This is a genomic window from Acinetobacter sp. UBA6571 (genome assembly GCF_002434085.1).
Taxonomy (GTDB): domain Bacteria; phylum Pseudomonadota; class Gammaproteobacteria; order Pseudomonadales; family Moraxellaceae; genus Acinetobacter; species Acinetobacter radioresistens.
Genome location: NZ_DJJJ01000035.1, coordinates 19,579 through 34,932, shown reverse-complemented (window position 1 = coordinate 34,932; position 15,354 = coordinate 19,579). Strand labels below are relative to the sequence as shown.

General features: G+C 42.9%; 14 protein-coding genes. 5 read left to right on the top strand and 9 right to left on the bottom strand.

Going from position 1 to position 15,354, the window contains the following annotated elements:
- Position 1: 1 nt before the first annotated feature.
- The gene (acs, locus tag B3X18_RS06505; protein ID WP_034674892.1) at positions 2-1,948 is read right to left on the bottom strand and encodes an acetate--CoA ligase; all 1,947 of its coding nucleotides are present in this window, start codon (positions 1,946-1,948) and stop codon (positions 2-4) included.
- A gap of 299 nt (positions 1,949-2,247) precedes the next feature.
- On the opposite strand from acs, the gene B3X18_RS06500 reads away from it, so the two are divergent.
- Both B3X18_RS06500 and B3X18_RS06495 read left to right on the top strand, forming a co-directional pair.
- Positions 2,248-2,811 carry a DUF805 domain-containing protein gene (locus tag B3X18_RS06500; protein ID WP_034669774.1) on the top strand — a complete coding sequence of 188 codons (564 nt, stop codon included), beginning with the start codon at positions 2,248-2,250 and terminating at the stop codon, positions 2,809-2,811.
- A 98-nt stretch (positions 2,812-2,909) separates the two neighbouring features.
- Entirely contained in the window at positions 2,910-3,902 is a 993-nt protein-coding gene (locus B3X18_RS06495; RefSeq protein ID WP_005017875.1) for a mechanosensitive ion channel family protein, read from the top strand.
- Here B3X18_RS06495 and B3X18_RS06490 read toward each other — a convergent pair.
- The 4 genes from B3X18_RS06490 to B3X18_RS06475 all read right to left on the bottom strand — a co-directional run bounded on the left by B3X18_RS06490 (position 3,876) and on the right by B3X18_RS06475 (position 7,370).
- Complete coding sequence (locus tag B3X18_RS06490; RefSeq protein WP_005017864.1) at positions 3,876-4,589, bottom strand: 16S rRNA (uracil(1498)-N(3))-methyltransferase; 714 nt, start codon at positions 4,587-4,589, stop codon at positions 3,876-3,878. The genes B3X18_RS06495 and B3X18_RS06490 overlap by 27 nt on opposite strands.
- A gap of 12 nt (positions 4,590-4,601) precedes the next feature.
- Entirely contained in the window at positions 4,602-5,879 is a 1,278-nt protein-coding gene (locus tag B3X18_RS06485) for a 3-deoxy-D-manno-octulosonic acid transferase (RefSeq protein WP_034669773.1), read from the bottom strand.
- Between the two features lie 87 nt (positions 5,880-5,966).
- A complete protein-coding gene (locus tag B3X18_RS06480; protein ID WP_005024073.1) occupies positions 5,967-7,022 on the bottom strand; it encodes an alkene reductase in 1,056 nt (351 codons plus the stop codon).
- A gap of 42 nt (positions 7,023-7,064) precedes the next feature.
- Complete coding sequence (locus tag B3X18_RS06475) at positions 7,065-7,370, bottom strand: ArsR/SmtB family transcription factor (protein ID WP_005024071.1); 306 nt, start codon at positions 7,368-7,370, stop codon at positions 7,065-7,067.
- Positions 7,371-7,659: 289 nt separating this feature from the next.
- On the opposite strand from B3X18_RS06475, the gene B3X18_RS06470 reads away from it, so the two are divergent.
- On the top strand, positions 7,660-8,115 hold the full coding sequence (locus tag B3X18_RS06470) for a GNAT family N-acetyltransferase (protein ID WP_016801298.1): 456 nt from the start codon (positions 7,660-7,662) through the stop codon (positions 8,113-8,115).
- A 305-nt stretch (positions 8,116-8,420) separates the two neighbouring features.
- Entirely contained in the window at positions 8,421-8,966 is a 546-nt protein-coding gene (locus B3X18_RS06465; RefSeq protein WP_017400573.1) for a VTT domain-containing protein, read from the top strand.
- Positions 8,967-9,038: 72 nt separating this feature from the next.
- On the opposite strand, the gene prfB is transcribed toward B3X18_RS06465, so the two are convergent.
- A protein-coding gene (gene prfB / locus B3X18_RS06460; RefSeq protein WP_100067877.1) for a peptide chain release factor 2 occupies positions 9,039-10,134 on the bottom strand; the annotation gives its coding sequence in 2 pieces (ribosomal slippage) (positions 9,039-10,061 and positions 10,063-10,134; 1,095 coding nt in all).
- 561 nt (positions 10,135-10,695) lie between these two features.
- Between prfB and B3X18_RS06455 the strand changes: the two genes are divergently transcribed.
- Entirely contained in the window at positions 10,696-11,481 is a 786-nt protein-coding gene (locus B3X18_RS06455) for a putative porin (protein ID WP_005024063.1), read from the top strand.
- A 142-nt stretch (positions 11,482-11,623) separates the two neighbouring features.
- Here the strand turns inward: B3X18_RS06455 and recJ are convergent, their stop codons facing one another.
- Genes recJ through glmM form a run of 3 tightly spaced genes read right to left on the bottom strand, consistent with a single transcriptional unit; the run spans position 11,624 to position 15,340 of the window.
- A complete protein-coding gene (gene recJ / locus B3X18_RS06450; protein WP_005024062.1) occupies positions 11,624-13,336 on the bottom strand; it encodes a single-stranded-DNA-specific exonuclease RecJ in 1,713 nt (570 codons plus the stop codon).
- Positions 13,337-13,990, bottom strand: coding sequence for a pyridoxamine 5'-phosphate oxidase (gene pdxH, locus B3X18_RS06445; protein ID WP_005024060.1), 654 nt, complete (start codon positions 13,988-13,990; stop codon positions 13,337-13,339). It abuts the gene before it with no gap.
- A gap of 3 nt (positions 13,991-13,993) precedes the next feature.
- Positions 13,994-15,340, bottom strand: coding sequence for a phosphoglucosamine mutase (gene glmM / locus B3X18_RS06440; protein ID WP_005024058.1), 1,347 nt, complete (start codon positions 15,338-15,340; stop codon positions 13,994-13,996).
- Positions 15,341-15,354 lie beyond the last annotated feature (14 nt).

Below are 15,354 nucleotides of genomic sequence, written 5' to 3'. Positions count from 1 at the left end.
TTTACTTGTGGTCCGGATAGACCGTAACAATCAATTGCTCGACTACAGCTGGTTCTGCCAAGGTCGAAGTATCTCCCAGACTGTCCAGTTCATTGGCAGCAATTTTTCTTAAAATACGGCGCATGATTTTACCGGAACGTGTCTTGGGCAGTGCGGGTGCCCAGTGCAGCGCATCTGGTGTTGCCACTGGGCCAAGTTGCTTGCGTACCCAGCTGACCAGTTCCTGCCTTAATTCTTCAGACTCATTCACGCCTGCCTGCAAGGTTACAAAAGTACAGATCCCCTGTCCTTTAATCTCATGAGGCATTCCCACTACAGCGGCTTCAGCAACATAGTCATGTGCCACCAAGGCGCTTTCAATTTCTGCAGTTCCCAGCCGGTGACCTGAAACATTTAACACATCATCAACACGACCCGTGATCCAGTAGTAACCGTCTTCATCACGACGAGCACCGTCACCAGTAAAATAGTTACCGGGGAATGTCGAGAAATAGGCTTCAATAAAACGCTGTGGATCTCCCCATATGGTTCGCATCTGGCCCGGCCAGGAATCTTTAATAATCAGGTTACCCTCTGCTGCACCGTCCAGCTCCTTGCCCTCACCATCGACAATAGCAGGTTGCACTCCAAAATAAGGCCGCGTAGCCGAACCGGGTTTAAGGTCAGTCGCACCGGGGAGTGGTGAAATCAGTATGCCGCCCGTTTCAGTCTGCCACCAGGTATCAACAACTGGACAGCGTTCTTCTCCAACTACGTTGTAGTACCATGACCAGGCTTCAGGGTTAATCGGTTCACCAACAGAGCCCAGCAAACGCAGGCTACTGCGGTCACTTTCACGCACGTAGGCATCACCTTCACGCATCATGGCCCGAATTGCAGTGGGTGCAGTATATAAGATGGTTATATTATGTTTGTCGACAATATGGCCTACACGCGCCCAACTTGGATATTGCGGCACACCTTCAAACATTACCGTCGTGGTACCATTAGATAATGGCCCATAAATAATATAGCTGTGACCCGTAATCCAGCCCACATCGGCAGTACACCAGTATATGTCGTCCTGTTTTATATCAAATACTTCTCGAAAGGTGCTGTTGACATAAACCAGATATCCGCCAGTAGTATGCAGTACGCCTTTAGGTTTACCGGTAGAGCCAGAGGTATAAAGAATAAAAAGTGGATCTTCAGCATTCATCGGCTCCGGCGGGCAGATTTCATTCACTTCAGTTATTACTTCGTGATACCACAGATCGCGCTCTGGTTTCATTTCTACCGGATTACCAGTACGGTGTACTACTACTACATGTTCAACTGAGTCTGTTTCTGCATGCTCTAAGGCCTGATCGACACTTTCTTTAAGAGGAATCAGCTTGCCACCCCGCATACCAGCATCAGCGGTAATTACCATTTTTGCCTGGCTGTCTTCAATACGGCTGGCCAGCGAATCAGGAGAGAATCCCCCAAAGACTACACAATGCACTGCTCCAATACGGGCACATGCCAGCATGGCAATGGCAGCTTCACTGACCATTGGCATGTATAGGACTACCCGGTCGCCTTTAACAATCCCGTATTTTTTCAGGGCATTGGCAAAACGGCATACTTCATCATGCAGTTCTTTAAAAGAAATAATCTTGTGACGTGAAGGATGGTCTCCCTCCCAGATAATTGCAGGCTTGTGCGGATGCTCTTTTAAATGTCGGTCCAGACAGTTGGCACTGACATTAAGCTGGCCATCAGCAAACCATTCGATCTTGAAATTATCAGCAGCAAAACTGCTATTTTTAACTTGTGTAAATGGCTTGATCCAGTCAATCCTTTTTGCCTCTTCAGCCCAGAACTCTTCAGGTTGCTCAATCGAATGCTGGTAACGTTTCAGATAATCTTCTTCGACAGTGCGGGCAGTTTTTTTAAATTCTTCAGGTACAGGATAGATCTCACTCATAGTATCACTTCCTTGATATTGTACGTCTCCTCACGAGACTTTTAGCACGGGGTATTATTTATTTTATTGATTGCCTTTCAACCAGTAATAGGACTGTTCAGTACAACTGACAATCATGCTTTGGTCGTAGATAAAGCGCTTAACTTTTATTCAACAGAATAACTGCTTTTTAACAAATATGATTGATTTATCAGAAACTAATTTAATCTTTATCTTATAATTTTAAACCGGTAAAACTTTAATAATTGCATAAAAGCAACATTTTCTTACCCAATCCAGCCATTAACTGATGAGCGATCATGACTGCTGAATATAATTTTTACCCCACTGAAACCGATCATCCTCTTTCGATGAGAGGGCGCTTTAGCCGTTTAAGCTATATTGGCTGGAATGGCCTTTTAAATTGTATCGCTTTCTTCATACTGGTTATATTCAGTCTGCTCATGGGCAGCTTTAATATGCAAAGCACTCCTCAGAGCTATAATATTACAGGGATGTGGGATCAGCTGGCCAGTATAGGTTTATTAATACTTACCTTGCTTTATGCCTATTTTAACCTGGTCCTGATAGTACGACGTTTGCATGACCGTAATCATAGCGGCTGGTGGGCACTGCTGCTGTTCTTACCTCTGGTTAATTTCCTGTTCATGATTTACCTGCTTTTTGCCGCGGGTGATGCAGGAATTAACCGTTTTGGGCATCCACGTCGAACCTTGCTCTGGGAAAAAACTGTAGCTTGGCTGTTAATTGCTTTAGTCATTTTAAGCTTCTTTATCAGCCGCAGTACCTGGATTTACCTGAGTGAAAGTCAGCCTATTGAAATACCACGGGAAGTCTTGCAAAAAGCGACGCCGTATTTTTAACTCAGGTACAGCCTATGTATAATTTTGGCAAGTAGCCGATTAAATTCAATATGGTTTTCAGGCAGAATATGGTCTTTGTTTAAGGTGCGGATGAAGCTGTGGCTGAAGAAGCAAAGAAATTGAGTGATGTAACTGAGGGAACTACTCAGTTACTGCACGAAGCAGGTGAAAAAACTGCACAAAAGGTGATTGAACACACCAGCAAATATAATGATGCCTATAGTACCATTGATAAGATCATTGAAGGTTTCTGGGAACGTGTGCCCTACTTCTGTATTGCTCTAGCAGTTTTCCTGATTTTCTGGCTCTTATCAGCCCTGTTTAAATTTTTTATTCGTAAGACCCTGCATAATAAAACCTATACCCGACAGAATTTGGTTCTGGTACTAAACCGGGTAGGAAGTACCTTTATTGTATCTTTTGGTTTGCTGATTGCATTGGTAATCTCAGTGCCCGGCTTTACACCGGGACAACTGATGAGCGCGTTAGGAATCGGCTCGGTCGCAATCGGTTTTGCATTTAAGGATATTTTTCAGAACCTGCTTTCAGGTATCCTGATTTTACTGAGTGAACCTTTCCGGATTGGTGACGATATTATTGTAAATGGACTGGAAGGTACGGTCGAAGATATCCAGATTCGGGCAACTTATTTACGCTCGCCGGATGGTCGCCGTATTCTGATCCCAAATGCGACAGTCTATACCAGCTCAATAACTGTCAACACTGCCTACCCGCGCCGCCGCTGTAACTTTGATGTCGGGATCAGCTATGAAGATGATGCACAAAAAGCCAAAGAACTGATTCTGAATATACTTAATAACCAGCGTACAATTTTAAGCCAGCCGGCTTTTAGTGTGAATGTTTCTGCTTTATCTGACTTTTCTGTCAGGCTCAGCGTGTTCTGGTGGATTGATACAAAAGAAACCAATATTGGTGCTTCAGTCAGTGAAGTTCAGGAACAGGTGATCAAAGCCTTTGATGAGCATGGCATCTCTATTCCTTATCCGGTACAGGAAGTTAAAGTTTACCGCGGCGACAACAGTCTAGTACAGGAAGATAAACCATCAGATGCCACTAAACAGCCGACCTAACACATATGGAATCACGGTTTCAGTACGGATAATACGTTGGCCTAGATGCACGGCCTGACAGCCATTTTGAGTGAGCAATTCTATTTCATAAGGAATAAAGCCACCTTCTGGTCCAATAATTACAGTGCAGGGATGCACTATACTGGACGGCATAGCCTGCTCGCTATAGGGATGTGCCACATAAGCAGGTTGCTGCGCTGAGATTAACCCGGGCAATATATCTTCAACAAAAGGCTTAAAACGCTTATGGATTTCTACAGCCGGTGCAATTGTATCTCCTGCCTGCTCCAGCCCCAGCGTTACATAACTTTCAATCTGTTGTAAAAATGGGGTTTGCCAGTAGCTTTTATCGACCCGGTAGCTGTGCAATAAAATAATCTTTTCAACACCGAGTGTTACACTGTCCATAATCAGGCGGCGTAATACTTTTGGCCGTGGCATAGCCACAATGAGGGTGACAGGAAGTTTATCTGGTAGCTGTTCCTGTTTTAATGGCCGTACCTGTACTGTATTGTCATTCAGAGCAACGATTTCTGTCAGGTAACGCTCACCATTACGGATACCCACTTTTAAAGTATCACCTGTCTTTATATTCAGATGCTGATGTAAATGCTGGACTTGACGTCTGGAACAGATAGTCCATGTTTCGGGCGCTGCTGCCTGCGGCTCAAGTAAAACAATATTCATTTTTATGCTGACTTATAAATACTGATCAATAGCATGGATGTGCCGATTTAAAGAACCCTGATTTTTTTGGAGAATATTATAGGCTTGCTGGCTTAAATGACCTGCGGCCTCCGGGTCATCTATACAGGCCAGCAGCTGGTTTACAGCCTCGTTTGCATCGTGTGCAATCAGAATTCCTTGAGCTTCTACGAACTCATCAACAATACTCTGGAAATTAAAGTATCGCATACCGATAACCGTGGGAACATGAAGTGCAATCGGTTCAAGAATATTATGTCCGCCCCCTGGCTCATTTAAAGAGCCACCAACGAAACAGGCTTGACTCAAGGCATACCATAACCATAATTCACCCATACTATCGGCCAGATAGACTTGTGTATCTGGCTGAATCGTCTGGTCAAGGCTACGGCGTCGGGTAAGCAGTGCCAGTTTCTGGCACTGCTCAAATACTTCATTAAAACGTTCAGGATGTCGTGGTACTACAATGCATAAGAGTTCTGGCTGCTTTTGTAAAAAGGGCCGAAGAGCAGTTAACAGCTCTAGTTCTTCAGGCGCATGAGTACTGGCCAGTAGAATAATCTTGCGTGGCTCTAACTGCCAGTCTCTCTTTAATTGGGCAGCCCGTTCAGTAAATTTAGGCGGTGCAGAAATATCAAACTTGATATTTCCTACAACCTGAACAGCTTCAGGTGGCATACCCAATTCGATATAACGCTGTCTGGTGGGCTGATCTTGAGCCAGCATTGAATCCAGGCATTCGACCATGGAACGGCTAAGGCCTTTTACTCTGGCATAACCTTTGGCGGACTTTTCAGATAAGCGTGCATTTAACAATAAGACAGGAATATGCCGAAATCGGGTTATCTGCAACAGGTTCGGCCAAAGTTCAGTTTCAACCAGTGCCAACAGTTTGGGCTGGTATTTGCTCAGAAACTCTTCAATTAAGTAACGCTGGTCTACCGGCAGAAATACTGCCTGAAACAGTTTCGGATAACGCTGTGAGAATAAGGATTTGGCACGTGCCTGTCCAGTACGGGTCGTATTGGTCAATAGTACCGGCTGACCTAAACTTAAATAATGTTCAATCAGAGGTTGTGCTGCATTGGTTTCACCGACAGAAACAGCATGGAACCAGAGCGCTTGCGTATGTAAAGGAGGCTGAAAAGGCCCAAAGCGTTCCAGCAGCTCATCCTGAAAATCAGGCAAGTGTCCCGAACGTTTATATAAACGCTTCCGATAAAGCGGCTTTACTAACGCCAGTAAGGCGTTATACCAAAATGGTGTTCCCAAGCAGAACTCTCAGTCAAGAAACAATCGGCAAATATAGCATGACCCAGTCCTCTGGATCATGCCCCTTAAGAATTTTAATCCTGGTGTTTATATAGCCATTGTCGGGTAGTCAGTATAGCCTTCCGGTCCAAAACCATACATGGTAGTGGTATTAAGCTCATTAAGTGGCGCATTGCTCATCAGGCGTTGATATAAGTCCGGATTGGCAATATAAGCTTTGCCAAACGATACGGCGTCTGCCTTACCACTGGCCAGCAGCTCTTTAGCTGTTTGCGCATCTAGGCGCATATTCGCGATATAGGGTACACCTGAACGTTCTTTCAGATAGGCACTAATACTGTCTTCGGCAAGATATTCACGGGTAAATATAAAGGCAATCTGACGTTTACCCAGCTCTTCAGCCACATAGCCAAAGGTTTCTTTCGGGTTATCATCGCCCATATCATGCTCATCACCACGTGGTGCCAGATGTACGCCAACACGTCCTGCTCCCCATACCTCAATCAGAACATCGACAACTTCAAGTAAGAAGCGGGCACGATTTTCAACAGAACCACCATATTCATCTTCACGCTGATTCGTACTGCTTTGCAGGAACTGGTCCAGCAGATAGCCATTTGCAGCATGAACTTCTACCCCATCAAAACCGGCAGCTTTGGCATATATGGCTGCCTGCTTATACTGCGCTACAATGGCTTTAATTTCAGAAATTTCGAGCGGGCGTGGGGTCACATATTCACGTTTTGGTCGTAGCAGACTAACGGTACCTTTCGGTTTGATGGCACTTGATGAAACTGGTATTTCACCCTTGAGTAAATCTGGATGTGAAATACGGCCTACATGCCACAGTTGTGAAACAATCAGGCTTCCCTCAGCATGCACTGCATCTGTAATCTTTTTCCATGCAGCAACTTGTTTATCATTATATAAACCTGGGCTACGTTCATATCCGTTTGCTTCTTCTGCAATCACAGTTGCTTCCGCAATAATCAGGCCAGCATTCGCACGTTGCGTATAGTATTCCACCATCAGATCAGTGGGTATACGATCTTCAGTAGCACGGGTTCGAGTTAATGGGGCCATAACCAGACGGTTCTTGAGCTGAAGTTCGCCAAACTGTGCGGGAGTAGACAGATCAGTCATATTTCATATCCTTGGGAGATCTTTTCTTCACCTGAAAAAGATTTAGAGAGATTGTTGTAGAGTATCTACAAATTTCTGGATCAGTGCTTCATTGCGCGAAAAATAAGACCATTGACCATATTTGGTTGCCTGGATCAGTCCTGCCTGTTGCAACACTGACAGATGGTTGGACATAGTCGACTGAGAGACATTGGCAATTTTTTCAATCTGCCCTGCACATACTCCCCGGCTAAAATCATATTCACATTCATTTAGCTTAGGAATAAACTGCTCAGGATCTTTCAGGCACTGTAAAATCTGCCTGCGGATCGGATTTGCCAAAGCTTTATAAATCGCTTCTGTGTCCATCACTTTTTCTCGCACTGATGTAAAACACGTTACCCTTGAAATACAGTATATCGTTTTTTATCGATATTAATATCGAATTTTTACGATATTTGTTATTCAATTTAGAAATAAACGTGATCTGTTGAACGGGGGATTTTATTTTAACACTCTCAGAAGACTTTCCCCATAACCTTCACTGTACTCATTGATGAGTCAATATTAAAACTCTCTATATTCAAAAAGTTTTATAAAAATAGTGTAGCAGTACCGGGTTGCTGCATTAAAATCAGGCTAATTCATTTATATCGATATGCTACAGGAGCAAGTTTTGTCTTTATTCCAGATTAGACATGGCAGCTGGAACGAACTCCAGTCAGCAGCAAAGTTTATTCGTACTGAAGTATTTATTCAGGAGCAAAAGATTGCAGCAGAAGATGAATGGGATCAGGACGATAAACATGCTGTTCATTTTATTCTATATGATCAGACACGTGCCATTGCAACTGCACGGTTACTACCAAATCACTGGATTGGCCGAGTAGCCGTTCTTAAAACTGATCGTGGACGTGGTTTAGGTAAAGCTCTAATGCAGGCTATCATTAAATATGCACAGGAGCAGCAGCTTGATCAGCTGTGTCTATCTTCTCAAGTCCATGCAACATCATTTTATCAGGAACTCGGTTTTGCATGTTTTGGGGAAGTATATGAAGATTGTGGTATACCCCATATTAATATGCATTTAACCCTTTCCTCAACTATGCCTTAAATCCTATTCAGAGCACTTATAAAGCTACTGATCAGACCAGAAAAGCAGTTTTATCGATAAACACCTGAGGTTTACTTTAAGCTAAACCGGGTTATACTGCTGTCAGTTTTGAGAATGAATAAAAGTCATAAATTTTATATCATATTGAATATATTAATTTTTTATTTATATATTGAAATATGGATTTTTGACTGTGACCAGATCAGGCCAAAGCTGAATGAGTATAACGTTGTATACAGCCTGCTGTATGGAAGTGCCTGTAACTTCTCGTTTTCTATATAAACACGACAAATGGGTAGACGGAATTGATTGATTTTTTGCTTGGTTTCGAACAGCATTTGCCCGGCTTTATTGAAGCCTATGGTATGTGGGTATATGCGCTCCTGTTTATGATTATTTTTGCTGAAACTGCATTTATTGCCATGTTTTTCCTGCCAGGAGATAGCTTGCTCCTGAGTGTAGGAGCATTATGTGCTTCAGTAGATTTTATGCACCTTGACTTTATGATCATGCTGCTTTTTGCAGCGGCCACTCTAGGTTATATTGTTAACTACCATACCGGTAAATTCTTTGGGCCACAGATTACCAGTGTAAAATCACGTTTTATCAAACCGGAACATTTAACCCGTACAAATCGCTATTTTGTGCGTCATGGTGGTAAAACTATCCTGATGGCTCGTTTTATTCCTTTTGTACGTTCAGTGGCTCCATTTGCTGCAGGTGCCAATCAGATGAATTATCCGATGTTTCTGCTTTATAACCTGCTAGGCGGCCTGTTCTGGATTGGGCTATTGCTGGGCTTGGGATATTTTGCTGGCAGTACGATTTTTTTAATTAATGAAATTACCTAATTAATTATTTTATTAATAAAATTAAAAAAAACAGGAGACCAGCTCCTGTTTTTATATGAGCTATAATTAAAATTAAAGCCCTTGTTTCAGACTTGCTTCAATAAACTTGTCCAGATCGCCATCAAGTACTGCTCCGGTATTTGAATTCTCAACGCCAGTACGCAAATCTTTAATCCGTGAGTCATCAAGTACGTAAGAGCGAATCTGGCTACCCCAGCCAATATCCGACTTGGAATCTTCCAAAGCTTGTGCAGCTTCATTACGCTTACTCATTTCAAGTTCATAAAGCTTGGCACGTAGCTGTTTCCAGGCATGATCACGGTTGGCATGCTGTGATCGCTGATTCTGGCATGCAACCACGATACCTGTTGGCATATGGGTCAAACGTACTGCAGAGTCAGTTTTATTAATATGCTGTCCACCCGCACCTGATGCACGGTAAGTATCTGTACGTACATCAGATGGATTGATATCGATTTCGATATTATCATCTACTTCAGGTGAAACAAATACAGCAGAAAATGACGTATGACGACGGTTACCCGAGTCGAATGGCGACTTACGTACTAAACGGTGTACACCGGATTCTGTCCGTAGCCAGCCATATGCATACTCGCCTTCTACCCGGATAGTGGCTGATTTGATTCCCGCGACATCACCATCAGACTCTTCCATCAACTCAGCTTTAAAGCCATGACGTTCAATCCAGCGCATATACATCCGCAGTAACATAGAGGCCCAATCTTGTGCCTCTGTACCGCCCGAACCAGCCTGAATTTCGACATAGCAGGGATTTGGATCCATGGGGTTACTGAACATGCGGCGGAACTCAAGTTTTGCCAATGCTTCTTCCGCAGAGCTCAGTTCAGCCTGTACATCCGCAAGCAGGCTTTCATCATCCGCTTCGACTGCAAGGTCTAGCATTGCCTGTGCATCTTCCAGCTGGGTACTTAAACCTTCCAGCACATTAATAACATTTTCAAGCTCACCTTTTTCCTTAGCCATCGCCTGAGCACGACTCTGGTCATTCCAGATACTCGGATCTTCTAACTCACGTAAAACTTCTTCTAACCGTTCTTTTTTAAGATCGTAGTCAAAGATACCCCCGTAGAGTCTGACTACGTTCACTTAAATCTTTCAACTGGTTTAGATACGGATTAATTTCCACGTGATTTACTCTCAAAAAAACCTTTTAATCCTTAAATTGTAGCATAGAGCATCTGTCTCGTTGAGATCATTTCAAATAACAGTAGCGTGATAAAAAATTTGAAAATTGATATTGGGCAGGGATCATTTATGAGTTTATTAGAATTAAAAATTTATATTGAAAATGAAATAAATGAGAGTGAATTACAAGTTGTCCGAATGTATGCAACAGATCAACATCATATTTCAAAGCTAACAAAATATGTAAATTCAACTTGAAAATAAAAAGATAAAAATGAGTAAATCTTGCTCACATTTAAATAAGTTGTAATCAAAATTGAATAATCTATAATCAAACACCTGTACTATTCACAAAATCTCCATGCTTTTAATAAAACTAAACATTTAAGTTTTAATATTATATATCAAATACTTATATCAAAAAAATTACATATTATTACGCGAACAACATTCTCGTTACTTTCCTGTGATTGACCCGAATTTAAAAACACATAAACTGAAGTTGTAACAAAACATTATGTATGCAACTTAGCTAACAAGATTTTAAGAGGGGTGAATAACCATGAAAAAACTAGCAATTGCGTCAGCGCTTTTATCAGCTCTAGCAGTAACGGGCACAGCCAATGCTTATCAAGCCGAAGTAGGTGCATCTGCAAGTTATGTAGACCCCGACAATGGCGATTCAGGTAGTGCTTTTGGTGTAAACGGTACTTATTATTTTAATCCGGTTCAAACACGTAATGCACCGCTTGCAGAAGCTGCTTTCCTTGACCGTGCCAGCAATGTAAGCGCAGCTATTAACTATGCTGACCGTGGTGATGTAGATAGTACTCGTTATGGTATCGGTGCAGAATACTTTGTACCTAACTCAGACTTTTACCTAAGTGGTAATGTTAGCCGTCACGACAGTGAGCGTGATACACCATTTGGTACTATTGATAATGATACAACTTACTATGGTGCAGAAGTAGGTTACTTACCAGCTCCAGGTCTCTTAATTGCAGCCGGTCTAAAAGGTTATGACAATGACAATGACGACGGTGTAGACCCAACACTTCGTGCAAAATATGTTACAACTCTTAGCAATGGTAAAGATATCAACCTTGAAGCGGGTGCAGCATTCGGTGACCTTGATGAATACAATCTGGCAGCAGATTACTTCATTGACAAAACTTTCAGTATCGGTGCCGACTATTACAATAATGATTTAACAGATACTAATGAGTTTGGCGTAAATGCACGTAAATTCATTAACCAGCAAGTAAGTCTGGAAGGCCGTGTTGGCTTCGGTGAAGAAGGTAATAATGACTACAATAGCTTTGGTGTAGCTGCAAAATACCGCTTCTAATCTGAAGTAATATTTAGACTAATAAAAAACCCATCTCCGGATGGGTTTTTTATTATATTTTACAAGTCATAAAGCAATATATCTATTACAGTCAGTACCTATTAATTCGATCTACTATACTTAAACTGGTTCAAGCGGCCTATTATAAAATTTTCTGTTTAAGATGGATAATACGTAATTGCAGGCCTGTATTACCATTGAACTCGTTACGTTCCAGTTCATAGACCAGATCGACTTGATCATTTTCCGGATCATACTCAAATCTGTCTTTTGCGTTAAAGGCAATTGCATCTACTACCTGACCGTTATTTAATGCCAGACGTAATTTGAGATGAGTCTCTTTAAGCCATCTGAAGTCTACAACCTTAAAAGTTCCTTCAAACACAGGTGACGGAAATTTTTGTCCCCATGGTCCTAACTTTTCAATCAGATCCACTGTGTCAAGAACCAACGCTTCTGCAGGCAGCTCCCCATCTGTCCAAAGTGTAGCAGAGAGCAGCGTTTCATCCATTTCTGCAATTAGCTGGGTAAAAACCTGTTTAAATTCTAAAAAATGCTCTTTACGGATCGTGAGTCCGGCAGCGGCAGCGTGACCGCCAAAATAACGTACCAGATAGGGATACTGTTCAGCGATCTGCTCAATACAATCACGAATATGAATTCCCTCAACCGAACGGGCCGATCCCTTGATATGAATACCGTCTTCATCTGCTGCGAATACAATGCTTGGCCGGTGAAACTGCTCTTTTAAGCGTCCAGCGACAATTCCAATCACGCCCTGATGCCAGTGTTCTTCAAACATAATCAGCGCGGGAGGTATATTCTCTTTTGATAACTGTAGTTGCTCCAGATAGCGCAAGGCTTCCTGCTTCATCTGTGCTTCAATCTGACGGCGTTCAATATTTAGCTGATTAAGTTGCCGGGCCAGAGGATAAGCATTTTCCAGATCAGGGGCTAACAGGCACTCAATTCCGATTTCCATAGTTTCCATACGGCCTGCTGCATTAATACGCGGCCCAAGTACGAAACCTAAATCTTGTGCTTTAAGAGCTGCCGGTTCGCGTCCGGCAATATCAAGTAATGCCAGAATTCCTGGACGGCACTGCTGTTGGTGTATGCGTTTCAAACCAGCATCGACCAGAATACGGTTATTGTAATCAAGGCTCGCAACGTCGGCGTAGGTACCTAAGGCAACCAGGTCCAGATATTGGGTTATATTGCTGACAGATTTGTCTGCCCTTTTGCGAAAACTGCACAGATTGGCAAGTACATAAAAGGCAACGCCTACTCCAGCCAAGGCTTTACTCGGAAAATTACAGCCCAGTTGGTTCGGATTAACTACTGCCTCAGCGGCTGGCGTTTCTTTGGTAGTCAGATGGTGATCTGTAATAATAACCTGCATACCATGGTCTTGCGCCTGTTTTACCCCTTCATGACTAGAAATACCATTATCTACAGTAATCAACAGGTCGGGAGTAAAACGGGTAAAAGCCAGATCCGCAATTGCAGGCGTAAGTCCATAACCATATTTAAACCGGTCAGGAACCAGATAGGCTACATCTGCGCCCATATCTCTTAAAGCAAGAATCATCAGAGCAGTGCTGGTTGCACCATCTGCATCATAATCTCCGACAATAACAATTTTTTTCTGCTGGTCAATGGCCTGATTTATAATCTCAACTGCCTGTTCCAGTCCTTTAAGGCAAGGAGAAAGCAGATATTTTAATCTGAGTTCAAGTTCTTGTTCAGAAGCGACTCCACGTCTGGCCAGAATATGGGCAAGAAAGGGTGACACGTGTTGAAAACTTTCTACACGTGTCAGTAAAGGGCGTTGCTTAACTTGAATATTCGGCATCTATGGCATTAATCGTTGTAATTTCCAATGACCATCGATTCTTTCATAACTGAGGCGGTCGTGTAAACGGTTAGGCCGTCCCTGCCAGAATTCATAATATTCAGGGTGTAGACGATAGCCTCCCCAGAATACAGGTTTTTCAAGAGGCTGGTTCTCTACTTGCTGTTGTAGAGTCTGAAAGCGCTGCTGTAATTCTTCACGGCTAGAAATTACGCCACTCTGTGGCTGACTGATATGGGCAGCAACCTGACTGTCATGTGGCCGCTTATGATAATACTCCGTTGACTCCTGTTCTGAAATTTTCTCAACCCGCCCATGGACACGGATCTGCCGTTCCAATACAGGCCAGTAAAATAGCAGCTCGGCATAAGGATTAACTGCCAGATCCAAGCCTTTTTGACTGTCATAATTGGTATAGAAGTCATAACCTGTTTCAGTGGCGCCGCGCAGCAACACGGTACGCACATGTGGTCGCCCCTGAGCATTTGCGGTAGCTAAGGACATGGCATAAGGTTCATGCAATCCTGCTTGAAGAGCATAATTAAACCAGCTCAAGAACTGCTCATGTGGCTGGGTATCTACTTCTGCCTCATGCAGCTCATCTTTCTGATAAGTCAGGCGTAACTCACTTAAATCTTTAATCACATCACTCATGCTTTAGCCCTCCACAAGTACATCTGCCTGATTTTTTACGGCATTGGCCAGATGTTGAGCCAGTGCTTTTACTTCCTGCTCATTTTCACCCTCTACCATGACACGGATGACCGGCTCAGTACCTGATTTTCTTATTAAAAGCCGTCCTCTTCCTTCAAGCTGTGCTTCAGCTTTTTCAAATTCAGCAACCAGTGCAGGAATCGAATAAGGATCAATCATTTTTTCTAAACGAATATTAATGAGTTCTTGTGGAAAAAGCTCAAAGTCTGCAACCAGTTCATCCAGAGCCTTACCCTGCTCAACCATGACAGTTAATACCTGAAGTGCAGCAATAATAGCGTCTCCTGTTGTACTCTTATCCAAGGTAAGAATATGTCCAGAAGGTTCACCGCCAGTCATCCAGCCATTCTCTTCTAGTGCCTGCAATACATAGCGGTCACCGACTTTGGCCCGAACAAAATCGACACCGGCTTTTTTTAATGCCAGTTCCAGTGACAGGTTACTCATCAGGGTACCGGCAATACCCGCAGGTTTCTGGCTGGTTTGTGTCGCAAGAATATACAGAATATGGTCACCATCAATCAGGTTACCGGCTTTATCTACCATAACGACGCGATCAGCATCGCCATCAAATGCAATACCGAGGTCGGCATGTGACTGTATTACTGCTTTTTGCAGGTTTTCTGGATGAGTTGAACCACATTGCTCGTTAATGTTTAGGCCGTCTGGTTCATTATATAGAGCAATAACTTTTGCCCCTAATTCGCGAAAAACAGCAGGACCTACGTTATAGGCTGCTCCATTGGCACAATCTACTACAATTTTCAGGCCACGGAGATCATGATGGTAAGGAAAGGTGGATTTACAGAATTCAATATAACGGCCAGCTGCATCTTTTACCCGGACACTCTTACCCAGATTAGCCGTATCCTCAATACGAATTTCTTTTTCCAGTTCCGCATTAATTGCTTCTTGAAGCTCGTCTGGCAATTTTTTACCCTGACTGGAAAAGAATTTAATACCATTATCAAAATAAGGATTATGCGAAGCAGAAATGACGATCCCGGCATGGGCATGTAAAGCACGCGTCAAATGGGCAATTGCGGGAGTCGGTAAAGGCCCAAGTAAATGTACATAAACGCCAGCAGCGTTAAGACCAGCCTGTAAGGCTGACTCTAAAATATACCCGGACAAACGGGTATCTTTACCTAGTACGACTAATGTTTTATCAGAAGGATTGATTCTTTTGAGTACCTTACCTGCAGCGAAACCAAGTTTTAAGGCAAATTCAGGGGTGATTGGGAGTTCACCGAATTTACCACGGATACCATCGGTTCCAAAATAGCTCATATTTTACTCACTTC

Coding starts and splice junctions, on each gene's coding strand:
- acs (WP_034674892.1), bottom strand. CDS start 1,948: ATGAGTGAGATCTATCCTGTACCTGAAGAATTTAAAAAAACTGCCCGC.
- B3X18_RS06500 (WP_034669774.1), top strand. CDS start 2,248: ATGACTGCTGAATATAATTTTTACCCCACTGAAACCGATCATCCTCTT.
- B3X18_RS06490 (WP_005017864.1), bottom strand. CDS start 4,589: ATGAATATTGTTTTACTTGAGCCGCAGGCAGCAGCGCCCGAAACATGG.
- B3X18_RS06480 (WP_005024073.1), bottom strand. CDS start 7,022: ATGACTGATCTGTCTACTCCCGCACAGTTTGGCGAACTTCAGCTCAAG.
- B3X18_RS06475 (WP_005024071.1), bottom strand. CDS start 7,370: ATGGACACAGAAGCGATTTATAAAGCTTTGGCAAATCCGATCCGCAGG.
- B3X18_RS06470 (WP_016801298.1), top strand. CDS start 7,660: ATGCTACAGGAGCAAGTTTTGTCTTTATTCCAGATTAGACATGGCAGC.
- B3X18_RS06455 (WP_005024063.1), top strand. CDS start 10,696: ATGAAAAAACTAGCAATTGCGTCAGCGCTTTTATCAGCTCTAGCAGTA.
- recJ (WP_005024062.1), bottom strand. CDS start 13,336: ATGCCGAATATTCAAGTTAAGCAACGCCCTTTACTGACACGTGTAGAA.
- pdxH (WP_005024060.1), bottom strand. CDS start 13,990: ATGAGTGATGTGATTAAAGATTTAAGTGAGTTACGCCTGACTTATCAG.
- glmM (WP_005024058.1), bottom strand. CDS start 15,340: ATGAGCTATTTTGGAACCGATGGTATCCGTGGTAAATTCGGTGAACTC.